The sequence below is a fragment of the Pelagicoccus enzymogenes genome, assembly GCF_014803405.1.
Classification (GTDB): Bacteria; Verrucomicrobiota; Verrucomicrobiia; order Opitutales; family Opitutaceae; genus Pelagicoccus; species Pelagicoccus enzymogenes.
Genome location: NZ_JACYFG010000036.1, coordinates 548,493 through 570,895, shown reverse-complemented (window position 1 = coordinate 570,895; position 22,403 = coordinate 548,493). Strand labels below are relative to the sequence as shown.

The following is a 22,403-nucleotide window of genomic DNA, read 5'->3' as shown; positions in this document are numbered from 1 at the left end:
GCTCCTACCTATCTTCGGCTCTCCTACGTTTTCCTTGATCTCCCCCTCTATTGCTGCCACTAAGCGATCCCCATGAAGCAACGCTCCATCCTGCGCGAAGTCTCTGTCAAAGGCCCATCCCTCCACACCGGTGACAAAACCCAAGTTACGCTGAAGCCGGCGCCGGCCAACGCGGGAATTACCATTCGTCGCGTCGACCTGCACGACAAGCCGGTTCTCAAGCCGCACATCTCGCAGGTCACCGACCTCGTGCGAGCGACGACCATCGCCTCGGGACATGTGAAGGTTCACACAGTGGAGCACGTTTTGGCGGCCCTGCACGGCATGGGCATCGACAACGTGGAAGTGGAAATGGACGCCTCGGAGCCGCCGATCCTAGATGGTTCCTCCAAGGGCTGGGTCAATCTCATCCTCGAGGCGGAGCCGGTCGAGCAAGACGCGGAGCGCGAGCACTTCGTGCTCGACCAGCCGATTTCCGTGAGCAAGGGGAATTCCTCGCTCATCGCGCTGCCTTACGACGGCTTCAAGATTTCTTGTACTTCCGCCGACGACCGCGGCATCCACACCCAGCACCTTTCTATCGAGATCGATCCTGACGTCTTTGCCACGCAGATCGCGGCGGCCCGTACTTTCACGGTTTACGAAGATATCGAGGAGCTCATCAAGCTCGGCAAGATCAAGGGTGGCAGCTTGGAGAACGCGATCGTGCTCAAGGACGACAAGATTATGTCCAAGGAGCCGCTTCGCTTCGACGACGAGCTGGTCCGCCACAAGATTCTCGATGTGATTGGCGACGTGCTCTTGCTGGGCAAACCGCTGAAGGCCCACATCGTGGCGGTGCGTCCGGGGCACGCCATCAATGCAGAGCTCACGGCCAAGCTCTTCGAGCGCATGGAGGAGTTGGCCAAAGGGGAGGCCACGCCGGCCAAGCCCAAGCCCAAGACCGCTCGCCTCGAGGAGGAGACTCAATTGGACATCCGCCGCGTCATCGAGACGCTGCCCCATCGCTATCCCTTCTTGATGGTGGATCGGGTGACTGAATTTCGCGGGGAGGACGAGCTGACCGCGATCAAGAACGTTACCATCAACGAACCCTTCTTCCAGGGGCACTATCCCGGTCAACCGATCATGCCAGGAGTCCTGCAGATCGAGGCCATGGCCCAAGCGGCCGGTATCCTGATGCTGCGCAAGATCAACCAAGAAGGGAAGACGGCGGTCTTCATGAGCGTCGACAAGGTCAAGTGGCGCCGCAAGGTGATACCCGGCGATCAGCTGCGCATCGACATCAAGCTGCTCAAGATCATGCGTGCGAAAATCGGCACGGCTTCCGCCACTTGTTATGTGGGGGACGAAGTCGCTTCTTCCGGCGAGCTCAAGTTTATGATCTTGGGCGAGGGCGAAGATGTATAGGAAATTTCAATACGCGAAATCATGAGCGACAAAATACACCCCACCGCGATTGTTGACCCGCAGGCGGAACTTGCCGCGGATGTGGAAGTGGGACCGTATGCGGTGATCGGCGCGGGCGTGCGGATCGGCGCCGGCTCCAAGGTTTGGCATCATGCCACGGTTTGGGGGAACACTTCGATCGGCGCCTCTTGCCAAGTCTACCCCTTTGCCAGCATCGGGATGCAGACCCAGGACCTGAAGTACAAGGGGGGAAGTCCGGGCGTGAAGATTGGCGACCGCAACATTTTCCGCGAATATGTCTCCATCAATGCAGCGACTAAGGACGGCGACTTCACCGAAATCGGGAACGACAACTACCTGCTCGCCTACTGCCATGTGGGGCACTGCTGCAAGTTGGGCAACCACATCGTGGCGAGCAACGGCGCGACTTTCGCTGGACACGTAATCGTCGATGACTACGCCGGAATTGGCGGCGGCGGCACGGCGATCCACCAATTCTGCCACATCGGCTACCGCAGTTTTATCGGCGGCTGTTCCAAGGTGGAGCAGGATATTCCGCCCTTTATGTTAGGCGACGGGAATCCGGCCAAGATCCGCATCTTCAACAAGGTAGGTCTCGAGCGAGCGGGATTTACTGCTGAGCAAATGGCGGCCGTGAAATTTCTCTTCAAGGCTTTCTACCGCCAAGGCTTGAATCGCCAGCAAGCGATCGATGCGGTGAAAAGTAGTGAGTACGCGGATACGACGGAGGTGAAGGATTTTATAGCCTTCGTGGAGGCGTCCGAACGCGGAATCGCGGGCGGCAGCAAGTAATTGATGCGGTAGGGTCCGCTGTCCCAGCGGACCGTGACTTCCGCTGCGCCATGCCGCGTCTCTCCTTGCTTCTGCACTGCGGTGCGTCGCAAGCGACGACCCTACTCAAAACAGGTCGAGCTGTTCGATTTCCTCGTCTGGCTTGATGCGGTCGGATTCGAATTCGGGTAGGTCCGGCAGGAGCGGATTGATGCGCTTCAACTGCTGGTGCAGTTTCCGAGCGACGTAGGGAGCGAAGGTGTCGTCGCCGGCGTGGGCGAAAAGGTAGGGACGTTTGCCTTCGAGTATCCACTTGTTGATGACGGGAGCCCATTCCTTGACGAAGATCTCGTTTTTTTCGACATCGTTCTTGCCGACGAAGCGAATCACGGGGTGCTTGGCCAAGGCGACGTGTCGCACTGGCATTTGCGGTTTCCGCTCGCGAGCTTCCCGTTCCTTGTCGTCGGGTTCGCTGGACCAGAGCGGGCGGGTGTCGAAGACGACCTTGTCGATGCCTTGGTTCTCGAGGAGGTCGTCGAGGCGCTTCTCGTTGTCGCCCTTGTCGTAGAAGCTGATGTGGCGCGGTTCGACCGCGTAGCTGAAGTCGCTGGGCAGCGATTTCAGGTAGTCGCGCAGCGTATCCAAATTGTTGATGTTGAACGAGGGTGGAAGCTGGAGGAAGGAGACGCCGAGCTTGTTGCCGTGGGCGAGGGCAGTGAGGATTTTGAAGAAGGCCTTGTTTTCCTCCTCCGCGCCGGAGAGGCGTCGCTCGTGGGAAATAGACTTGGGGAATTTGGGGGCGAAGCGGAAGGCGTCGCTGGTCTCTGCCATCCAGCGTTCCACGGTCGCCATGGGGGGCAAGGCGTAGAAGAGGGTGTTGCCTTCGGCGGTGTTGAACACCCGGGCGTATTCGCGCAGCAGCTCGTTCGACTCGGTGCCTTTGCGGAAAACCTTGCCGATCCACTCGCGATTGGACCATGCGGGACAGCCGAGGTAGTAGGGAAGATGTTGGGACATGGCTAGGTTGGGAAAGGCGGTTGGCTTGGGCGAATCGCGACCGAGGTCGCTGCTACAAAAAAAAAAGAGGGGAGGCACGGAAGCCTCACCCTCTGTTTCAAGTAGTTATTTTTTGTATACTTCGGCTGGATCGAAGACTCTTTCTCCGCCGTCGTAGACAAGCTCTTCGCCTTCTAGTTTGCGGTAGAAGCAGGACTTGTAGCCGGTATGGCAGGCGGCTCCGTTCTCGCCGATGTCGGCTTTGATGAGGATGACGTCCTGGTCGCAGTCGGTGCGGAGCTCCTTGACCCATTGAATTTGGCCGGAGGATTCGCCTTTCACCCAGAGCTTTCCGCGAGAGCGGCTGAAGTAGGTGGCCTTGCCGGTTTCGATGGTATGCTTGAGAGCTTCCTCGTTCATCCAGGCGAACATAATCACCTCGTTGGAATGGACCTCCGTCGTAATGCAGGGGATCAGGCCGTTGCTGTCGAACTTTGGCTGCAGCTTCTTGCCTGTTTCGATATCCTCCTTGGAGGTGCGTTCATGGATGCATGTGTGTGACATAACGGCTTGCAGGTAAGGCGAGAGGGGGCGGGATGTAAAGCTCGCAGGTCATCCGGTTTCGGCTAGGAGCGACCTTGGTCGCGAATCCGGTTAAGCTTTCGCGAGCAATGTCGCTCTTACAGCAAGTCGAGAACCTGACTCAGTTGTGTGATGCTACGGTAGTCGTTTTCCTCGTGGTTTTCTTCCTCGACGATGCGAATCGCGTGCCAGCCGGCGGCTTGGGCTCCTTGGATGTCGTGTTGCAGCGAGTCGCCCACGTGCAGGATTTGCTCGGGAGCGAGTTGGAGTTGGGCTTGGCAATGGGCGAAGATTGCGGGAGCGGGCTTTTCGTGTCCGATTTCGCTGGAGATGAAGAGGTGGTCGAAGAGCTCGGAAAAGCCGGTTTCGGCGACCACTTGTCGCACCCGTTTGTCCCAATTGGTGAGCAGGGCCGTTTGGTAGCCTTGCGACTTCAGGGAGGAAAGGGTGTCGCGGGCGGCGCCAGCGGGACGCCAACGGTGCCCGTGGGCGAACTCGTTCCAAAGCTCGTCGAAAAGTGCGTCGAAGTCTGAAGGCGGTGGGGAGAGCTGGGAAATCGATTCCGTAACGACGGAGCGCCAGTAGCTCCACTCCCGCTTTTCGCCGTCGAGGATGGCGCTGTCCTTGGATACGCAGCGAAAGGCGCGTCGGAATCCGGCCTCGAGGGATTCGGCCGGGTAGTCGAGCCCGTGCCGCTGCATGACTTCCCGGTAGATGGCGCCCACCGAAGGATGGGGGTGGTAAATCGTATGGGCGGCGTCGAAGGTGACGGCTTTGATTTCGGAGAAAGGCATTTTTTTGAGGTAGGAGCGAGCAAGGTCGCTCCTACTCGCCCAGGCTTTTCAGTAGCTCGTAGCTGTAGAGGCCGGTGGCGTGGCCGTCGGAGAATTTGAAGCGGATGGCGTAGTTGCCCACGAATTGCCAGCTGTCGATAGTGACCTGGGAGTAGTCCTTGCCGCGCTCGCCGCCGTGCAGCACGCCGAGGATATCGCGTTCGCCGGCCGTTTCGGCGCTGGGGGAAGCGGCTCTCAGGACGGGAGCTTTGATGTAGGACTCGCTGCCGTCCTGCCAGAGGAGGGCGAGTTCGTTGCCGATGAGCTGGATATTTTTCGGTGGCGTCATGCTTGGTGGGGAAAAATGGGATAAGGGGGAGGGGGCGGCAAGCAAGCTCAGAGGAAGCGCTTTGGAACCTACTTGTTCCACTTGTTCGCGAGTTATTCACAAGGTTTTGCGGAGATGCGTTTTCGGGCCGCAAAAGCGGCCTTTTTGCATGGTTGATAACCTTTGGGTTTTTGGCGGCCAAGAAGCGCGCGAACGCCGGTTTTCCCTCTGAGCAGGGGCTAAATGCCCGAAAATGTAAATCCACTGTCAAGGAATGGGCTGTGAATAACTTGTGGATAGTAAAAATGGCCCGTTGTGGAGGAATTTAATTGAAAAGTGGGGGAAAGTGGGGAGGTTTGGGGAAGTTTTTCACAGCTTTTCCGGAAAAGAAGTTTAATGAGCGCCTTGGGCAGACCAATTTTCGTTGGCAAACACCAACGAAACCTAGATTCGAAGAATCGTCTCACGATTCCTTCGAAGTGGCGCTTTGACGGGGACACAGAAGACGTCTATCTGGCCTTTCCCGACCCGGGCACTCGCTCGATCCACGTCCTGCCGCCGTCCCGTGTGCAAAAACTGATGGAGCTGATCGAGTCGCAAAGCCTGAGCGACGAGGAGATGGCGACGCTCCAGGACAAGCTCTTCTCGCAGGCCCATTCCTTTGGCTGCGACAAGCAGGGCCGGGTCAACCTCACCGAGGAGCTGCTGGAGCATGCGGGCATCACCAAGGAAGCCATGGTGGTCGGCCGTTTGACGGATTTTCGTATTTGGTCGCCAGAGCGTTGGAACTCGGTGGATCCGAAGGCCAACAACGACGACATGGGCAAGATCATGAAGCTCGCTGGAATTTAAGAAGGAAGACGCAGAACCATGAAGGACCGCCAATCGATACTTTCTAATATAATGGATGCAGTGGGGCTTTCTCCGCGCAAGAAGCTCGCGCCGAGCGCGGGACGCTACCTCGGGATGGGCGGCACTTTTGGCCGCGCCCACATCCGCCACTGCTCGACTTGGGATTTTGAATACAAGCTGCCCCGCGTGGCGGCCCGCAAACCAAACAGTGATTTCGGCAATCGATAGTCTAATCGGCATCGCCCCCGCAATGGAAGGACATGTACCAGTACTTGCAGCAGAGACGCTGGAGCACCTCGCTCCACGCGACGGCGGCGTGTACCTGGACTGCACCTTCGGCGGGGGAGGGCACACCGAGTTGGTGCTCAATGCTGCGGACTGCACGGTTGTCGGACTGGACCAAGATCCCCAAGCGGTGGCTCGCGCCGCCCAGATCAAGGAACGCTATGGTGATCGCTTTTGCTTTCACCGCATGAATTTCGAAACCCTCGACCAGCTTGAGGAAGGTCCCTTCGACGGGATCCTCTTCGACTTTGGAGTCAGCTCCTTCCAGCTGGACGAGATCGATCGAGGCTTCTCTTTCCGTGGAGAAGCCCCTCTAGACATGAGGATGAACCCGGAGTCGGGTGTATCTGCTGCTCAGTGGCTTGCCACAGCCTCCCGAGCGGACCTGATACAGGCGATTCGCGGCTACGCGGAAGAAAAGAACTGGCGCAAAATCGTCGATGCCATCGTCGCGGCCAGGGAGAAAAACGAACTGAGCACCACCACACAGCTCGCTGACCTTATCCTATCCTGCACTCCAGCGAGGGTTCGTTTTAATTCCAAGCTGCATCCGGCCACCAAGGTTTTCCAAGGGATCCGGATCGCGATCAACGACGAGATTGGCGTAATCGAACGCGGACTGCCGGCCGCCTTCAACCAGCTAAAGATCGGAGGAGTCCTCTGCGCGATCAGCTTCCATTCCTTGGAAGACCGCGTGGCTAAAGTCCTCTTCCGTCGCTGGGCGGGAAGGCCTGAAGGTTCGCGGGACAACCGCCCACAGGACATGCGCGAGACGCTCTGCGAGCTGCTCGGCAAGCGCCCCATAACGGCTAGTGACAAGGAAGTCGCGCAAAACCCGCGGAGCCGCTCGGCGAAGCTCCGCGTTTTAAGAAAGATAAAGTAGCAAGATAATGAATACGCTCAATTTAGAGAGTCGCAGGATAATGAGAAACTCAAGCACGCTGAAGTCGGTGTTGAACCGTCAGATTGTCACCCTAAGCCTAGGCAGCTCCTTTGGAGCTGGCTCTTTCGATTGCCGCCAAGAGGCGAGCATCGGCACCGATTCGCCAACCATCTCCTTCAAACCATTCGAACGCGTCTACAAGATCCCGTCCCGCGATCGGGGTCTGGCGCTTGAAGCATCATGAGCAACCGCAAGACTCAGAAACCTTCCCAAACCTCCTCCATCCTCAACCGCATCATCTGGCTGACTTTCGCCCTCACGTTGTTCGTGGGCATGTTCGGATTGGGGACTGTCTACCTGCGTCACGAAGCCGCAGTGCTGGCCAACGAGAACAAGGCCCTCTACGCGAACATCTCCGAGCAGAAGCGTCACATCGCCGAACTGGGTGCAGTGATCGCCCGCCAGACCACGCGCGACCAGCTCAAGGCCCTCAATCAGGAGTACGGCCTCGGCCTTCGCCTGCCCACCGAGCGGCAGATCGTTCACGTCTTGGAGGATCCCACGAAGCGTCTCTACGAAAAGCAATCGAACACGATGCTTACGGCAGCGAGCTTCTAACGACTGATGGCAAGCCGCCCTGGAACTAAATTCAGATTTTGGATACTCGCTCTCTTCTTTCTCTGCGGATACGGAGCGATCGGCTTTCGGCTGGTCGAGTTGCACGCGTTTAAGAGTCCGGAGTTCGTCGACGAGCTAGAAAACAGCCGCTTCCGCGTCCTGCGGGACATGCCGCGGCGAGGAGATATTTTTGACATCAATGGGGAGATACTGGCCACCAGTCATATTTTCCTGGAAGTCGGGGTGGATCGACATGAGATCCAGAAGGCGGACCTCGCGCGCATCCCCGACATCGCCAAGAACTTGGATATTCCGGTCTCTCATGTACGAGAGGCTTTTGGTCTTTCTAACGGGCGCCTTCCGGCTGACGTGAAGTCGCTCAGTCCGCGTTGGAAGCTTTTGAAGCGCCGCGTCGAGCCACGTTCCTTCGAGCCCTTGAGGGCGATGGGAATTCGCTGCGTGACCAGTACCAAGAGCTACGAGCGCGAGTACCCGCAAGGCGATTTGGCCTCCCACGTCATTGGATTCGTGCGCAAGGACGGGCAAGCGGCCATGGGCGTGGAACGCGAGTTCGACTACTACCTCAGCGGCGAAGAGGGCTGGACGGAAACGGAGATCGGGGCAGGCCGCCGCGAGATGGCTCAGTTTCGCCGTCGCCAGGTCACTTCCACGGACGGCCTCAACGTGGTGCTCACGATCGACTCCTACGTTCAGGACGTGGTCCAGAAGGAACTGAAGGAAATCGTAAAGAATTTCGACCCGAAGGCAGCTACGATTATCGTTTCGGACCCGTACACGGGCGAATTGCTGGGGCTTGCCAACTATCCGAGCTTTGATCCGAACGCGTATTCGCAATCCAATGACGAGTCGCGCAAGAATCGAGCCTTGACCGATATTTTAGAGCCAGGATCGACCTTCAAGATCGTGGCCGCGACCGCTGCTCTGGAAGAGCGGGTGGTCAGCGTGGATACGGAAATCGACTGCGCGGAGCCGATTGCTGTCATGCCAGATGGATACAGGGTAAGGCTGCCGAAGGACGATCATCCGATGGGAATCTTGTCGGTAGGCGAGGTCATCTCCAAGTCTTCCAACCGTGGCGCGGCTCACCTCGGCTTCAAGTTAGGCGGCCAAAACTTCTATGATTGGGTAGAGCGGTATGGATTTGGCGACTACAGCGGACTTGATCTGGGTGTGGAGTCGCGAGGTATCCTGAACCCGCCCAACAAGTGGGACCGTCTCACGCTTTCCCGCATGACCATGGGACACTCCATTGCGGCGACGCCGATTCAGATCCACATGGCGACTTCCACTTTGGCTAACGGTGGCGTATTGATGACGCCTCGCGTGGTGGCTGCGATTACCAACTACGAAGGGGACACCGTGGTAGAGTTTGGACCGGTTCCCAAGCGAAAGGTCTTTTCCCGCGGTACGGCCCGCACGGTTGCGGCGCTTCTCGAGGAAGCGGCTTCGGAGCGTGGTACGGCGCGTCGCGCCATGGTGGAAGGCTACCGCGTGGCCGGCAAGACGGGAACCACCCAGAAGATCATCGACGGCCGCTACTCCAGTCGCGAGCACGTCGGTTCCTTCACTGGTTTCTTCCCGGCCAACAACCCGCAGGTAGTGATCACGGTGATCGTGGACAACGGGCGTCCGGCGACGGGTGGACTGGGGTATGGAGGCATCGTGGCGGCTCCTTCCTTCCGCGAAATCGCCAAGAAGCTGATCCCGCATTACGCGATTACCCCGAGTCCCAAGGCTACGGGTTATGCCCAGCATGAAACCCTAAACCGCGAAACGGGAGACAACTGATTTCCAATCTTCCTTTGACTTCCGCGAAACCGGATTTCCGCGCTTGGGTCAGAGAAGGAAGTGAGAGTAGTTCAATCAATGCAGACCAAGGCGAAAAAGTTAAGCAAGCTGCTGAGTTCGGATTTTGCGAAAGCTCTTAAGGGGCAACCGGATCCGCGAATCGAGCGGCTCGCTATCGATAGCCGCCGCGTCACTCCCGGCTCCTTGTTTTTCGCTCTGCCCGGATTGAAGGCCGACGGAAACTCCTTCGTGGACGAAGCGATCTCTCGCGGAGCGGTGGCGGTGGTTTCCTCGCAGCCCCGTCGTTTCCGCAGCGCCAAGGTGGCTTACGTCACGGTCGACAACCCTCGGCAAGTGCTGGCAGCGGTATCGCGAGCCTTCTACAAGAAACCTGACAAGGCTCTCAAGCTGGCTGGAATTACGGGCACCAACGGCAAGACAACGGTCGCCTACCTCGTGAAGCAGATTTTGGCGAATTTGGGTCAGCCTTACGCTTGTCTGGGCACGGTTGGTTACGACTTGGTGCGCCGCACGGTGCCGTCTTTTCGGACCACGCCCGAGTCGCTCGATCTCTGCGACCTCTTGAACCAGGCTCGAAACTTTGAATGCAAGGGAGCTGTGATGGAGGTAAGCTCCCACGGTCTTTCGCAGTACCGGGTCAGCGGCTTGAAGTTTGAAGTGGCCGCTTTCTTGAACTTGACGCGCGATCACCTCGATTACCACAACGACATGGAGTCGTACTACGCGGTGAAGCGGAGACTGTTCAATGGAGAGAATGGCAAGCTGCCCAAGGTCGCGGTGGTAAACGTCGACGATTCCTACGGAGCGCGCTTGGTGAAGGAAATTCCGGAAGGCGTATCCGTCATCACCTTCGGCGAAAGCAAGGAGGCGAACTTTCGGGCCAGCAGCGTGCAACTCAGCGCGGAAGGCACTTCGTTTACCTTGAGCAGTCCGTACGGAGAGTTTGAGGTCAAGACCTCCTTGGTGGGCGACTACAATGTAAGCAACACGCTGGCCGCACTGGCGGTATGCAGCGGCCTCGGGCTGAACGTTGACAATTGTATCAGAGATTTGGATTCGTTTCCCGGTATTCCAGGGCGTATGCAAAAGGTGGATGCAGGCCAGGCGGCGACTGTATTGGTCGACTACGCTCACACGGAAGATGCCTTGGAAAACGCTCTGAGCATGTTGCGTGGGGTGACTGAGGGCAAGTTGCGAGTCGTCTTTGGTTGCGGAGGAAATCGGGATCGCGGGAAGCGGCCGATCATGACCAAGGTTGCGAATTCGCTCTCCGACGAAGCTTGGGCCACTTCCGACAATCCGCGTAACGAGAAGATCGAAGACATCTTTGCCGACATGAAGCAAGGCTTGGTCGATCCCACGCGAGTGCACTTCGTGAGCGATCGCCGTCGGGCGATCGAGCTCGCCCTGCAAGCTTCCAAGGCGGGCGATTGTTTGCTGATCGCTGGCAAAGGGCACGAGTCCTTCCAGGAATACGGCGAGACGGTGGTCCCGTTTGACGACAGAAAAGTGGCTTTGGAGTTGATCCAGAACATGCAGCTAGGAGGTCGAGTCTGAGTGGCTAGCATCGACCCAGTCGCTCTTGCTCGATGGACTTCCGGCGAATGGAAGAAAGAGGCTCCCCCGACTGTATCCGCAATCAACTACGACACGCGAAAGCTGAAGTCGGGAGAGATGTTCGTGGCGCTGCGTACCGCGGCCCGGGACGGCCATGACTTTTTGGATGCAGCTCGAGCGGCTGGAGCGAGCTCCGCCTTGGTGGATCGCTATCAGGCGCAAGTGGAATTGCCGCAGCTGCTGGTGGCTGATGTCTCGAACGCGCTGATCGATGCCGCGCGGGAATATCGCCGGAATTGGAACGCACAAGTCGTGGGGATCACCGGCAGCTGTGGAAAGACCACCTGCAAGGAGGTGCTTGCCTGTTTGCTTTCAAGGCATCGGACCCTCAGCACGGTGGGGAACTTGAACAACTTGATTGGCGTGCCGGTCAGCATGTTGCGTCCCGAAGGGCAGTCCGCTGACTATGCGGTGTTCGAGGCGGGGATCTCGGAGCCCGGCGAAATGCAGCATTTAGCCGAGGCGATTCAGCCGGATTGGGCAATCGTGACAGCGATAGGGCCCGCTCATCTCGAAGCTCTGGAGACGGTAGAAAATGTGGCCCGCGAGAAGGGGAAGCTCTTGCAGGGCAGTCGGCTCAAGGGGGCTTTCTTGGGCGAAACCGCGGCCGCCTATCTCGCTGAGATCGCTTGCCCAAGTGCGGTGGTGGTCAAGCGGGACAAAACGCTAACAAGCCCTTGGAGCTATGACTTCGGTTCGGATTCAGGGCGCAGCCGCTTGCGTCAACGGGTCGAAGGAAATGTACAGGAATTTGAATACGCTGGTGCCGGAGCGGGCTTGGCTTCAAACGTCGCTCTTGCGATCGCTGTCGCAAGCTCGATGGGGATCGCTGTCGAGGAGATTCGCGCCACCCTTGGAACTTGGCAGGCGAAGGCCATGCGCAACGAATGGAAAGATGTCGGCGGGAACCGTGTTTTCCTCGATTGTTACAACGCGAATCCGGTTTCCATGAAGGATTCCTTGGCCACGTTCGTTTCGGAAACGCCCTCGCAGAGGCCCCGTTTTTACCTGCTAGGGTGCATGGAAGAGCTGGGTGGGGAATCTTCCCGCTTGCACGAGCAGCTCGGCCGTGACTTTCCGCTGCGAAATGAAGATTTCCTGCTTGTGATTGGGAGCGAAGCCAAGAGCGTGTTGCGAGGTATGAAGGACGCGGGACGCGACACGAAAAATTGCTTTGAAATCGACTCCATCGAAGAGGCGAGGGACCGCCTTGCCCGCTTCTCGGGAAGCGTGTTCTTGAAGGGAAGCCGCCGCTACCGCTTGGAGTCCGCTTTGGCTTACTTGGAAGGAGGCGTCTCGTGCTAAGCTACCTCGCCCAATACGAAGAAGTCTTTGGTCCGTTTCGTTTGTTGCGCTTCATCACCTTGCGCACGCTTTTCGCTTCGGGAACGTCATTGTTGATTGGATACGTACTCGGGCCTTGGGTCATCGCCAAGCTGCGGGCTTTCAGCTTTCAGCAAAGTCTGCGCGACAAGAGCGAAGTGGGTAAGCTCGCTGAGCTGCACGAAGGAAAGAAGAACACGCCGACTATGGGCGGGCTTCTGATTTGTCTCAGCGTGACCTCGAGTTGCTTGCTGTGGGCCCAGTGGAACGTTTGGGTGCTGACCGCCTTGTTGGTGTATGTCAGCCTTACAGCTTTGGGCTTCATGGACGACTTTCTCAAAGTGTCCAAGCGCAACAGCAAAGGGGTGAGCTCGCGATTCAAGCTGGTTTGGCAAAGCGTGACCACTATCGTGGCCTTGCTGATACTCGTTAACCATCCCGAGAGCGGCACGCATGTGCGCGAACTTTGGCTTCCGTTCTTCAAGGATGCGGTGTGGGCTTCGATGCCGCTTTGGTTTCTCTTCATTTTCCTGTTCTTCGTGCTCGTGGGCTCGAGCAACGCCATCAACTTGACTGATGGCGTGGACGGCCTCGCGATCGGTTGTACCATCTCGGCCGCCTTGGTTTACGCGGTGATGGCCTATGCGGCCGGCAATGCGATCATCGCTGACTATTTGCTTATCTCCTTCGTGCCGGGGGTCGGGGAGTTGACGATCATTTGCGGCTCCTTGGTGGGAGCGGGCTTGGCTTTTCTTTGGTTCAATACGCACCCGGCGGAAGTGTTCATGGGAGATACCGGATCGCTTGCCCTCGGTGGTTTGATCGGTATCGTAGCCTTCATGGTACACCAGCCTGTCACTTTGGTTATCGTCGGAGGCATCTTCGTCATGGAAGCGATGTCGGTGATTTTGCAGGTCGCATCCTTTAAAATGACTGGCAAGCGGATCTTCCGCATGGCGCCAATCCACCACCATTTCGAGTTGAAGGGCTGGGCGGAGTCGAAGGTTGTTGTTAGGTTTTGGATACTTTCGCTTATCTTTGCGATTGCGGGACTGGGGACCCTCAAACTGCGGTGAACTCGGACGCGGCAACACTCCCATCTTGGTTGAGGAAGCGGCTGGATGCTCCGGTCGCAATTTTCGGTCGCGCTTCCAGCGGTCAAGCGGCTAGCGCCTTGCTGGAAGGCTTGGGCTGCGAGTGCCATGTCTTTGACGAGCGCGCGGAGTCCGCTGCGATGCGCTCTTTCGGAGCGGAGCAAGCGAGCAAATACGATCTCGTGGTTTGCAGTCCTGGGTTTGCGGCTGACCACCAATGGTTGCAAGCTGCTCGCGAGGCCGGCTGCGAAGTTATTCCTGAGCTCGATCTTGGCGCCTGCCTGTGGAAAGGGCCAATCGTGGTTGTCACCGGGACTAACGGGAAGACCACTCTCACTGAGTTTTTGACTTCGGCTTTCAGCAGCGCGGGGATCGAAGCCTACGCTTGCGGAAATATCGGACGCCCGGTTTCCAGCTTGATCGCTGACGATTTTAACAGGGAAGCGATCGCTGTTTGCGAGGTGAGCTCCTTCCAAGCAGAGTTGTCGCGTCACCTGCATGCCGACTCCTTGCTTTGGACAAACTTCGCGGAAGACCATCTCGACCGACACAAATCCTTGGAAGCGTATTTCAAAAGCAAATACAGCTTGGTCGAGCTGCAGCGCGGCGATATCTTTCTTTTCGACCAGAGCGTTCAATCCTTCGCGGAGGAATTCGCTTGCCCGGTACCGGAGGAGGGTTTGGTGGACCATAGCTTGGACGCGGCGGCACTAGGCGTGACCGGCACCATCTTCGAGACCTTGCCCGAGCGAAACACTTACCTGATCGCCCGCGCCCTCTGGTTGCGCATGGGCTTGGACGAGGGAGAGCTGATCGAGGCTGCCAACAATTTCAAGAAGAGCCCGCACCGCATGGAGCTCATCGAGAACCGCAACGGGGTTTCCTACTGGGACGATTCCAAATCTACGAATTTCCACGCAGTCTACGGCGCTCTCAAGCGTTTCGAAAATCCGGTGGTTTGGATCGGTGGCGGCAAGAACAAAGGGGGGGATTTACCACGATTCGTCGCCAATTTAGCCCCAAGAATCCACTCAGCCCACCTCATTGGAGAGACTTCAGTCAAATTGGCCCCCGCTTTTGAGGAGCATGGAGTGCCGGTGCGTGTCTACGAAGATTTGGACGACGCAGTTGCGGGAGCCAGCGCGGTTGCGGAATCCGGATCCAATGTTTTATTGAGCCCAGGCTTTGCCAGCCTCGACATGTTCGACGGCTACTCGCAGCGTGGGGAAGCCTTCAGGAGAGCCATCAGCCATTTGTCAGACCTATGAAACTATCAGCGTACAAAACCCTCGAATCGAGCAAGCGCGCCCAGACTTTGAGCCGCATCATTTTGATTGCGGGAGCCCATCTCGTGATTATCGGAGGCACTTACCTCGTAACGAATTTCGGCGATCAGCCGGCGGGAGACTCGGTGGCGCTCGCAGGCGTGGGAACTTGGTCGAACCAGAGCGCCACGGCGAGCCAGCCCAGCGTGGACGCATCATCCAGCACGCTCTTCGATTCCCGAGCCAGCGACCTGAGCGGCTACAACGCGGGTGAGGGGCAATCCGTCCTGCTCGCGAGCAACGATTCCTCCTCATCGAGCAGTTCCGGTGCCCGTTACGCGCCGCGCCGTCCCAGCTCCTCCAGCACTCTGAACAATCCTCCGAGCCAGCCCAGTTCCAACAGCCGCGTGACGCGCGACGACGATTTTCTCACGCCGATCAACCGTCCAGACGACGATCTCTATCCGGTGCGAAGCAGCAGCGCTCCAGCGCCAGGCTTGTCGCAGACAATCGAATACAAGGTGCAGAACGGCGACAGCCTTTGGGGCATCTCGCAACGCTTTAAGATCAACGTAAAGGACATCACTGCCGTGAATCCAGGGCTCACTGTCAACATCCGGGCGGGACAGGTCATCAAGATCCCGCGTACGACGGAGTCTGCCAGCGTGGGGTACCAAGCTCCCAGCTCCAGCTCTGCACCAGAGTCGAAGCCGGTCAACGGAACGATTTACACCGTCAAGTCCGGCGACGTGCTTTCTCGGATCGCTTCTCGCCAAGGGGTCACCGTTGCCCAGCTGAAGGCGGCCAATGGCTTGAGCAACGACATGATTCGCGTCGGTCAGGAACTGGTTATCCCAACCCGTTCCAACAGCGCGGAATTGGTGTCGAACCAGCATCGCGGACCCAAGGTTACGATCGAGGCAGGCGACACTTTGGACAAGTATGCAGCGATTTACGGCGTATCGGTCTCCGAGCTGATGGAGCTAAACAACATCAGCAACCCGCGCCTCATTCGCATCGGTCAAACGCTTTTGATCCCGGAAAAGGGGCAAGCTCGTATCGCTACCCAAGAAACGCCCCAGCCAAGGCGCAGCCAAACGACGCAGCCGCGCTCGACGCCGCCCGCTCGTTCGCTGCCGACGCTTGAGGAGCTTCCACGCGAAAGGGAGACGCGGACTCCGCCTCCTACTTTGCCGACCTTGGATGAAGCGTTTGGGGAAGAGGATCTGGAAGATCAGCCGCTGATCCAAATCTCCGAGTAAGCCCTGTAGTATTGCTGCCACTACAGCGGTATGGCGAAAAAGACGAAGAAGAAGCATGTAGGATCGAACGGTGTACTGAATCCAGCACTGGTCGTTTTGGTCTGTGCCGGTCTGCTTACAGTGCTAGGGATCATCATCCTTTTCAGCGCGAGTCTGCACATCAACAAGAACTCGCCTTACTTTTTCATTGAAAAGCAGGCGGTTTGGATCGGGGTCACCGTATTGGTGGGCCTCCTTTTAATGTTGGTGAATCTCGATTGGATTCGCCGCTTCATCTGGGTGGGCTACCTGATAGGAATTGGGGTTCTCTTGCTGGTGTTCGTTCCGGGAATTGGCACCACCATTAACGGAAGTCGCAGTTGGGTGCGCATCGGCCCCATCGGTTTCCAGGTCGCGGAGATCGCCAAGGTCAGCTTCGTCTTTTTTGTGGCTCACTACTTCAGCTCGATTCGCTCCGATAATTCAAAGTTTCTGCGTGGCTTCATCTATCCGGGGATCGGCATGGGGATTTACATCGCTCTGGTCATTGCACAGCCGGATTTGGGTACGGCTTTGATTTACGTCATGGTGGCGGTGAGCCTGCTTTATCTCGCAGGGGTACGCTTGGTCTACCTGGTGCCCTCCGTATTGGCCGGTTTTTCCGGCGTGGTTGCCTTGATTTACAACGATGCGGAGCGTTGGAGTCGCCTGACCGCGTTCTGGAACATGGAAGCGGAGAAGGCGGGCGACGCTTACCAAGGGTGGCAAGCATTGCTGGCCTTTGGGGCAGGGGGAATCGACGGAGTCGGGCTCGGCAACGGCCGCCAGCAACAGAGCTTCCTGCCGGAGGCCCACAACGACTTCATCTTCGCCATTATCGGCGAAGAGCTGGGTATGATTGCCACCCTCGCAGTGGTGCTCACTTACGGAGTGCTCTTCGTGGCGGGAATCATGCACATCCGAAATGCTCCCAACACTTACCAGTACTTGCTTGCCGCGGGCTGCGTATTGATGATTTCGGTACAGTCGATCCTCAACCTGGGCGTGGTGACAGGGGTCTTGCCTACGACCGGATTGCCTCTGCCCTTTATCAGTTACGGGGGGTCGAACTTCCTAACGATGGGCATTTTCGTAGCGATCATTCTCAACACGAGTTTAGCCTGGCGGGGGCCAGTGTTGCAGCAGTCTAAACGCAAACTCAAGGATATCGAAGGATGAAGCGAGCGCTTATAGCATGTGGAGGCACGGGGGGGCATATGTCGCCTGGCATCGCTCTTGCGGAGGAACTCACCTCGCGCAACTGGAAATGCACGCTGCTCATCAGCAACAAGCAAGTCGATTCCCGCTTGGTGCGAAAGTACGATCAATTTGAATACGAAACGGTAGACGGTCGCCCCTTCTCCGTGAGGCCAGATCGCTTGCTGCTGTTTTTGGTCAGTTTGGTTCGGGGAACTCTCAAGTGCAGTCGCCTGGTTCACGCGAGCAATCCGGACGTGGTGATTGGCTTTGGAGGCTTTCTCTCGATGCCTGCCATGCTGGCGGGATACTTCGCTGGTTTGCCCACGGTCGTGCACGAAGCCAATCGAGTGGCTGGCCGTGTGACGCGCATCGTCAGTTGGTTCGCTCGCCGCATCTATTTGCCCAAGGGCGTCAAAATCCGCACGAAGCGCAGCAGCCGTATCCGTTATGTGGGGATGCCGGTGCGCAACGAAATCGTGAGCCAGTCGAAAACGGAAGCGAAGCGGAAGCTGGGATTGGATCCGCAACTCAAGGTCCTGGTGATCATGGGCGGCAGCCAAGGGGCGGAGTCCCTGAACAAGTGGGTGAAGGCCAGCTTGCCTGCTCTAGCCCAGAAGGAAGTGCAGGTCTTTTGCTTGACGGGTGGATCCGATACGGACGGGTCCATGACTTTCAAGTCGCCCAAGGGCACGGAAGTGCGCTCGTTGTTTCGCCGTTTCTCGGACGACATGGCAACGGTGTTGTCGGCGGCGGACTTGGTTGTATCGCGCTCGGGAGCGGGGAGCATCGCGGAGATGATGCGTTGCCGCGCTCCGGGAATCCTGATTCCGTATCCGTATTCTGCGGACGATCATCAAGTGGAGAACGCTCGGCATTTCGAGATGTTGGGCTGCGGTTTGCGCATGTCGCAGGACTATCTCGGGGACTTGCTGAAGGAAGTGCAGGATGTCTTGTTCAACGAATGGTTGATGCAGAAGTTTCGACATAATCTGGAGCTGGCGGACCGGAAGGACGTTCGCGAATTCATGGCAAACGATTTGGAGCGGATCGTTGCGGGAAACGGCTTGAGCATGGCTGCTAGGACGGAACAGGGGCTGCGGGCATGATAGAGGGATTGCCAGAGCGTATTCATTGTTTGGGTGCAGGCGGCGCTGGCATGCTTCCGCTTGCCATCTATTTGTCGGAAGCGGGGCACCGCGTTACGGCAGAGGACGACGCATTGAGCGAGGAAGGACGAGCTCTTTTGGAAGCGAGCGGCGTTAAACTCGAGGCTTTCGCGAGCGAAGCGGGAGTCGGAATCGTTTACTCCTCTGCCATTTCAGCGTCCAATGCGGCGCGGCGCTTCGTGGAAGCAAGCGGTGGCCTTTGCTTGCGTCGGGGCGAGTGCCTGGCGCTTGTCGCCAAAGGGAAACGTTTGATCGCGGTCGCGGGATCGCACGGGAAGACGACTACCTGCGGTATGTTGATCGATATTCTCGCCCAGTGCCGTGTGGAGTTTTCCTACCTGTTGGGGGCCCAGTTCGACGGTTTGCCTCCTAGCCGTTTCGCGAACAGTGAAATACTAGTCGCGGAGATCGACGAGAGCGATGGAACGATCGAAGGGTTTTGTCCGGAAGTGACGGTAGTGCTGAACGTAGACCACGACCATCATTCGCGCTACGCCACGGAAGAAGACTACTTTGCGGCTTTTCAAGGGCTGGTTCTACGCACCACAGGAAAGGTCTTCGTAGAAGACAGCTTGCGTGCTCGTCTGGCGGCCTCCGCCAAGGTGCCAGTTGTTGGCTTGGGCGAGGACGGTGAGGTGCAACTCTCTCGCAAGGATTCAGGTTCTTCTTGGACGGAGCTCAGCCTAAGGGGTGCCAGCGAGCTTGCTTCCGTATCCATTAATCGGAGCGGCCGTATGAACGCAGTCGACGCGGCTTTTGCCTTGCTTGCTGCGGAGGCGATCGGGGCGACAGTGAGAGCAGGGCTTAGGATCGAGTTTACACCGGTCAAGCGCCGCCAGCGGTGTTGGTACAACAGCCCGGCGGTTCAGGTTTTCGAGGACTATGCCCATCATCCCCGCGAAATCGATGCAGTGCTGGAGAGCTTGGGCGAGAAGTCCGGTTGGCAGACGGTGGTCGTTTTTCAAGCCCATCGCTACTCTCGCACTCGGGAGTTGAAGGCGGAGTTTGCCAAGAGCTTGGCCTCTTGCGAGGAGCTCGTCCTCTTGGATGTCTACGCGGCGAGCGAGGAGCCGCTGGCCGGCGGGAGCGGCCAGGACCTTTACGAGGAGTGTCGCCGCCTCAACAATCGAGTGATCTTCATCTCCGAGGTTGTGGATCCGGTTATGACTTTGGCGGCGAGGGCGAAGCAAGGTCCGCTGCGCATCGTATTCTTGGGAGCGGGCAGGGGAGATCGTGTCGCCAAGCGCCTCAGCGAGGAGCTTGCTTCGCTGGACCCCCGTTGGGGAAAAGTGAATCGCGCGCTGGCGACCGTTTCCAGTTTCTCGACCGCGATAAGGGCCGACGAGCCTCTGGCGAACAAGACGACCATGCGGGTAGGCGGGAGGGCGGAGCGCTACTTCGAGCCGGAGTCGCTTGCTCAGCTGCTTGCGGTTTTGAAGGCTTGCCATACGGCAGGAATTGAAGTTCGTCCGCTAGGACGAGGCTCCAACCTAGTGGTTTCCGACGATGGCGTATCGGGATTGGTAATACGTTTGAGCCACCCTTACTGGAGTCGATTCGAGTTGTTGGGGGAAGGGCGTGCTCGATTGGGAGCCGGCATGAGGATCAAGGCGCTTTGCGGTCAAGCGGCTAAGGAAGGTCTGGAGGGCTTTGAATTTTTGGAAGGGATTCCCGGGAGCCTTGGCGGCGTATTGCGAATGAATGCGGGCGCGATGGGCGGTTGGGTTTTCGACGTGGTGGAATCCGTTCGCTATGTCACCCTCGCCGGCCAGATCCTGGAAGCGCAGAAGGGGGATTTGGAATTTGGATACCGCTTTTGTCGGGAACTGGAGACGGCGATCGCTATCGATGCGGTTTTCGTTTCGAAAAGGTGCGGCGGCGTCCAGTCCGAAATCCGGCGAACGATCGACACGTACCAGAACAAGCGCAAGGAGTCGCAGCCGCGGGAGCCGAGCGCGGGATGCATTTTCAAGAATCCAGACGGAGATTCGGCGGGGCGATTGATCGACGAGCTCGGGCTCAAGGGCGCGGTCGTTGGCGGGGCGGAGATCAGCCCTGTGCACGGAAACTTTATTATTAACCGCGGGGGGGCGAGCAGCTCGGATGTGATCGAGCTGGTCAAGTTTGCCCGCAAAGTGGCTCGCGAGCGCAAAGGCGTGGACCTGCATCCGGAGGTCTTGCTCTTTGGGTCGAGCTGGGAGGAGGCATTGAAATGAAAGAACCAAGGATAGCGGTACTGCTCGGTGGAACTTCAGCGGAGCGAGAGGTTTCGCTCGGCTCCGGAAAGGCGGCGGCGGCGGCTTTGTCGAAATTTTTCGAGGTCGACGTCTTCGACTTGCAGTCCTACGCGGAGTTGCCGGGGGGCTTGGATCCCCGCCGGCATGTCGTTTTTTCGACATTGCACGGTTCGTTCGGCGAGGACGGTACGGCCCAGGCGTTGATGGACGAAGCGGGGGTCTACTACGCTGGCTGCGACGCGGCGTCCAGCGCCCTGACTTTCGACAAGGTCGCGACCAAGGCTAAGCTGGCGGAGGCTGGCGTGCCGGTACCAGCGGAAATCGTATTTGAGAACGGGGAGCTTCCTTTGGCTTCCACTATCGTTTCGGTGTTGGGACCTTCGGTCGTGCTGAAGCCAGTGGCGGAAGGCAGCAGCGTGGGACTGCAGTTCGCGGAAGGGGAAACTGAAATCACGGACTGCCTTGAGAAATGCCGCGAAGGTCGCTGGCTGGTCGAGCCGCGCATTGCCGGCAAGGAAGTTACGGTTGGGATCGTGCAAGGCGAGGCTTTGGGAGTGGTCGAAATTCGTCCTCTTAACGGTCGTTTCGACTACGAAAGCAAGTACACGAAGGGAATGACTGAATACATCGCTCCGGCAGAAATCAGCGCGGATTTGAGCGAGCGCATCCGAAAACTGGCTACACATGCCTTTGAAGCCTGCGGTTGTCGGGACTATGCCCGCATCGATTGCATGGTGGATACGGGAGGAAATCCTTATTTTTTGGAGATAAACACCCTTCCGGGACTCAAGGAAACCAGTCTTTTGCCCATGTCTGCGGCACTTTTTGGATACAATTTCGACGAACTACTGCAAAAGCTTGTAGAACCGGCCTTGTTAAGGTATAGAGACGGCAATTCTTCTAGCTAAAAATGGCTGCCCGAACTCCCACTTCCTCCAGTCGTCGTAAGCGTAAATCAAATACGTGGAAAGACATCGACCAAAGCGTTAAGCCAAAGGCTATGAGCTCGGCTTCGGAGCGTCGTATCTGGATGGGACGTTTGAAGGTCACGGGAGCGGCCCTGCTGTTCGTGGCCGTATTTGCCGGAGCGCTACATTTCCTGCCGCGTTTGGAGGGAGGACCCGAGCTTTTGACCAAGGCTGGCGAGTCGATGCCGATCCGAGTGATCGAGGTCGAGTCGGATGGAAACCTGGAGCGCGACTACATCCTGGGTACCTTGGACGTGCCGGTGGACGCCAATCTGCTGAGCGTGGACCTTGACGAGATGAAGGCCCGTTTGGAAGCGATCGGGCAGGTGGAAAGCGCTGTGGTTTCCCGCCGTTTTCCGGACGCTTTGGAAGTGGCCATCGTCGAGCGTAAGCCGATCGTACGCATTCTGGCTCAGCGGGCCAATGGGGAAACCCTCAAGCTTTTCGTAGACGAGCAAGGCGTTGTTTTCGAGGCGGATCGCATGGATCCGAAGATTGCCCGTACTTTGCCTTTCTTGGATGGAGTCGCTCTTTCGAAGGAGGAGTACGGTTATTCTCGCATCGAGAACATCACTCCCTTGGCGGAGCTCCTGTCCGAGGCCCAGGCCATCGCCCCGCACATCTACGCGGCTTGGCGAGTGGTTTCCTTGGAGCGTGACGACCGGCTCATCACTAAGGGCCGCGGAGCCAAGCAAGTGGTCTTCGATCGCTACGCGGACTTTCGCAACCAGCTCGGCCGCTTGGACTACATTTTGGATGATTGCCGGAGCAACCGCAGAGGGGAAATCGAGAGCGTCGACCTGACCTTGGAAGATCAGGTGCCGGTAAGATTTCTTTGAGGACTCCGAGGCGTGGCAGTATCGGGTTGAAATAATTCGAAAAACAGTCAGCCCTACGGTCAAAG

General features: G+C 57.8%; 22 protein-coding genes. 18 read left to right on the top strand and 4 right to left on the bottom strand.

What is annotated here, in order from left to right:
* Positions 1-72 precede the first annotated feature (72 nt).
* The gene (locus IEN85_RS14680; protein WP_191617837.1) at positions 73-1,410 is read left to right on the top strand and encodes a bifunctional UDP-3-O-[3-hydroxymyristoyl] N-acetylglucosamine deacetylase/3-hydroxyacyl-ACP dehydratase; all 1,338 of its coding nucleotides are present in this window, start codon (positions 73-75) and stop codon (positions 1,408-1,410) included.
* A gap of 21 nt (positions 1,411-1,431) precedes the next feature.
* Positions 1,432-2,223 (top strand): acyl-ACP--UDP-N-acetylglucosamine O-acyltransferase, encoded by a 792-nt coding sequence (lpxA, locus tag IEN85_RS14675; protein ID WP_191617836.1) that lies wholly within the window; start codon positions 1,432-1,434, stop codon positions 2,221-2,223.
* Positions 2,224-2,328: 105 nt separating this feature from the next.
* On the opposite strand, the gene IEN85_RS14670 is transcribed toward lpxA, so the two are convergent.
* From IEN85_RS14670 to IEN85_RS14655, 4 genes are all read right to left on the bottom strand, one after another.
* Complete coding sequence (locus tag IEN85_RS14670; RefSeq protein WP_191617835.1) at positions 2,329-3,219, bottom strand: DUF72 domain-containing protein; 891 nt, start codon at positions 3,217-3,219, stop codon at positions 2,329-2,331.
* 105 nt (positions 3,220-3,324) lie between these two features.
* Entirely contained in the window at positions 3,325-3,762 is a 438-nt protein-coding gene (gene hisI, locus IEN85_RS14665; protein WP_191617834.1) for a phosphoribosyl-AMP cyclohydrolase, read from the bottom strand.
* Positions 3,763-3,878: 116 nt separating this feature from the next.
* A complete protein-coding gene (locus tag IEN85_RS14660) occupies positions 3,879-4,574 on the bottom strand; it encodes an HAD-IA family hydrolase (protein WP_191617833.1) in 696 nt (231 codons plus the stop codon).
* Between the two features lie 31 nt (positions 4,575-4,605).
* On the bottom strand, positions 4,606-4,902 hold the full coding sequence (locus tag IEN85_RS14655; RefSeq protein ID WP_191617832.1) for a gamma-butyrobetaine hydroxylase-like domain-containing protein: 297 nt from the start codon (positions 4,900-4,902) through the stop codon (positions 4,606-4,608).
* Between the two features lie 384 nt (positions 4,903-5,286).
* Between IEN85_RS14655 and IEN85_RS14650 the strand changes: the two genes are divergently transcribed.
* From IEN85_RS14650 to IEN85_RS14575, 16 genes are all read left to right on the top strand, one after another.
* Positions 5,287-5,733, top strand: coding sequence for a division/cell wall cluster transcriptional repressor MraZ (locus tag IEN85_RS14650; protein WP_224772633.1), 447 nt, complete (start codon positions 5,287-5,289; stop codon positions 5,731-5,733).
* Positions 5,734-5,751: 18 nt separating this feature from the next.
* Positions 5,752-5,961, top strand: coding sequence for a hypothetical protein (locus IEN85_RS14645; RefSeq protein WP_191617830.1), 210 nt, complete (start codon positions 5,752-5,754; stop codon positions 5,959-5,961).
* Complete coding sequence (rsmH, locus tag IEN85_RS14640; RefSeq protein WP_318186626.1) at positions 5,942-6,901, top strand: 16S rRNA (cytosine(1402)-N(4))-methyltransferase RsmH; 960 nt, start codon at positions 5,942-5,944, stop codon at positions 6,899-6,901. The genes IEN85_RS14645 and rsmH overlap by 20 nt, the downstream gene beginning before the upstream one ends.
* Positions 6,902-6,941: 40 nt before the next feature.
* Entirely contained in the window at positions 6,942-7,145 is a 204-nt protein-coding gene (locus tag IEN85_RS14635; protein ID WP_191617829.1) for a hypothetical protein, read from the top strand.
* Complete coding sequence (locus IEN85_RS14630) at positions 7,142-7,519, top strand: hypothetical protein (protein ID WP_191617828.1); 378 nt, start codon at positions 7,142-7,144, stop codon at positions 7,517-7,519. Before IEN85_RS14635 ends, IEN85_RS14630 begins: the two co-directional genes overlap by 4 nt.
* A gap of 6 nt (positions 7,520-7,525) precedes the next feature.
* Positions 7,526-9,328 (top strand): peptidoglycan D,D-transpeptidase FtsI family protein, encoded by a 1,803-nt coding sequence (locus IEN85_RS14625; RefSeq protein WP_191617827.1) that lies wholly within the window; start codon positions 7,526-7,528, stop codon positions 9,326-9,328.
* A gap of 78 nt (positions 9,329-9,406) precedes the next feature.
* On the top strand, positions 9,407-10,906 hold the full coding sequence (locus tag IEN85_RS14620; protein ID WP_191617826.1) for a UDP-N-acetylmuramoyl-L-alanyl-D-glutamate--2,6-diaminopimelate ligase: 1,500 nt from the start codon (positions 9,407-9,409) through the stop codon (positions 10,904-10,906).
* Entirely contained in the window at positions 10,907-12,271 is a 1,365-nt protein-coding gene (locus IEN85_RS14615) for a UDP-N-acetylmuramoyl-tripeptide--D-alanyl-D-alanine ligase (RefSeq protein WP_191617825.1), read from the top strand.
* Complete coding sequence (gene mraY, locus IEN85_RS14610; RefSeq protein ID WP_191617824.1) at positions 12,265-13,365, top strand: phospho-N-acetylmuramoyl-pentapeptide-transferase; 1,101 nt, start codon at positions 12,265-12,267, stop codon at positions 13,363-13,365. The genes IEN85_RS14615 and mraY overlap by 7 nt, the downstream gene beginning before the upstream one ends.
* Positions 13,362-14,651 (top strand): UDP-N-acetylmuramoyl-L-alanine--D-glutamate ligase, encoded by a 1,290-nt coding sequence (murD, locus tag IEN85_RS14605; RefSeq protein WP_191617823.1) that lies wholly within the window; start codon positions 13,362-13,364, stop codon positions 14,649-14,651. The genes mraY and murD overlap by 4 nt, the downstream gene beginning before the upstream one ends.
* The gene (locus tag IEN85_RS14600) at positions 14,648-15,910 is read left to right on the top strand and encodes a muramidase family protein (protein ID WP_191617822.1); all 1,263 of its coding nucleotides are present in this window, start codon (positions 14,648-14,650) and stop codon (positions 15,908-15,910) included. The genes murD and IEN85_RS14600 overlap by 4 nt, the downstream gene beginning before the upstream one ends.
* Positions 15,911-15,940: 30 nt before the next feature.
* Positions 15,941-17,107 carry an FtsW/RodA/SpoVE family cell cycle protein gene (locus IEN85_RS14595; protein ID WP_191617821.1) on the top strand — a complete coding sequence of 389 codons (1,167 nt, stop codon included), beginning with the start codon at positions 15,941-15,943 and terminating at the stop codon, positions 17,105-17,107.
* The gene (locus IEN85_RS14590; RefSeq protein ID WP_191617820.1) at positions 17,104-18,234 is read left to right on the top strand and encodes a UDP-N-acetylglucosamine--N-acetylmuramyl-(pentapeptide) pyrophosphoryl-undecaprenol N-acetylglucosamine transferase; all 1,131 of its coding nucleotides are present in this window, start codon (positions 17,104-17,106) and stop codon (positions 18,232-18,234) included. The genes IEN85_RS14595 and IEN85_RS14590 overlap by 4 nt, the downstream gene beginning before the upstream one ends.
* Positions 18,231-20,510 (top strand): UDP-N-acetylmuramate dehydrogenase, encoded by a 2,280-nt coding sequence (murB, locus tag IEN85_RS14585; protein ID WP_191617819.1) that lies wholly within the window; start codon positions 18,231-18,233, stop codon positions 20,508-20,510. Before IEN85_RS14590 ends, murB begins: the two co-directional genes overlap by 4 nt.
* Positions 20,507-21,439 (top strand): D-alanine--D-alanine ligase family protein, encoded by a 933-nt coding sequence (locus IEN85_RS14580; protein WP_191617818.1) that lies wholly within the window; start codon positions 20,507-20,509, stop codon positions 21,437-21,439. Before murB ends, IEN85_RS14580 begins: the two co-directional genes overlap by 4 nt.
* 2 nt (positions 21,440-21,441) lie before the next feature.
* A complete protein-coding gene (locus tag IEN85_RS14575; RefSeq protein ID WP_191617817.1) occupies positions 21,442-22,338 on the top strand; it encodes a cell division protein FtsQ/DivIB in 897 nt (298 codons plus the stop codon).
* Positions 22,339-22,403 lie beyond the last annotated feature (65 nt).

Excerpts from the sequence above, each read along its gene's own strand:
- IEN85_RS14680 (WP_191617837.1), top strand. The coding sequence starts at position 73 with ATGAAGCAACGCTCCATCCTGCGCGAAGTCTCTGTCAAAGGCCCATCC.
- lpxA (WP_191617836.1), top strand. The coding sequence starts at position 1,432 with ATGAGCGACAAAATACACCCCACCGCGATTGTTGACCCGCAGGCGGAA.
- IEN85_RS14670 (WP_191617835.1), bottom strand. The coding sequence starts at position 3,219 with ATGTCCCAACATCTTCCCTACTACCTCGGCTGTCCCGCATGGTCCAAT.
- hisI (WP_191617834.1), bottom strand. The coding sequence starts at position 3,762 with ATGTCACACACATGCATCCATGAACGCACCTCCAAGGAGGATATCGAA.
- IEN85_RS14660 (WP_191617833.1), bottom strand. The coding sequence starts at position 4,574 with ATGCCTTTCTCCGAAATCAAAGCCGTCACCTTCGACGCCGCCCATACG.
- IEN85_RS14655 (WP_191617832.1), bottom strand. The coding sequence starts at position 4,902 with ATGACGCCACCGAAAAATATCCAGCTCATCGGCAACGAACTCGCCCTC.
- IEN85_RS14645 (WP_191617830.1), top strand. The coding sequence starts at position 5,752 with ATGAAGGACCGCCAATCGATACTTTCTAATATAATGGATGCAGTGGGG.
- IEN85_RS14635 (WP_191617829.1), top strand. The coding sequence starts at position 6,942 with ATGAGAAACTCAAGCACGCTGAAGTCGGTGTTGAACCGTCAGATTGTC.
- IEN85_RS14630 (WP_191617828.1), top strand. The coding sequence starts at position 7,142 with ATGAGCAACCGCAAGACTCAGAAACCTTCCCAAACCTCCTCCATCCTC.
- IEN85_RS14625 (WP_191617827.1), top strand. The coding sequence starts at position 7,526 with ATGGCAAGCCGCCCTGGAACTAAATTCAGATTTTGGATACTCGCTCTC.
- IEN85_RS14620 (WP_191617826.1), top strand. The coding sequence starts at position 9,407 with ATGCAGACCAAGGCGAAAAAGTTAAGCAAGCTGCTGAGTTCGGATTTT.
- IEN85_RS14600 (WP_191617822.1), top strand. The coding sequence starts at position 14,648 with ATGAAACTATCAGCGTACAAAACCCTCGAATCGAGCAAGCGCGCCCAG.
- IEN85_RS14595 (WP_191617821.1), top strand. The coding sequence starts at position 15,941 with ATGGCGAAAAAGACGAAGAAGAAGCATGTAGGATCGAACGGTGTACTG.
- IEN85_RS14590 (WP_191617820.1), top strand. The coding sequence starts at position 17,104 with ATGAAGCGAGCGCTTATAGCATGTGGAGGCACGGGGGGGCATATGTCG.
- murB (WP_191617819.1), top strand. The coding sequence starts at position 18,231 with ATGATAGAGGGATTGCCAGAGCGTATTCATTGTTTGGGTGCAGGCGGC.
- IEN85_RS14580 (WP_191617818.1), top strand. The coding sequence starts at position 20,507 with ATGAAAGAACCAAGGATAGCGGTACTGCTCGGTGGAACTTCAGCGGAG.
- IEN85_RS14575 (WP_191617817.1), top strand. The coding sequence starts at position 21,442 with ATGGCTGCCCGAACTCCCACTTCCTCCAGTCGTCGTAAGCGTAAATCA.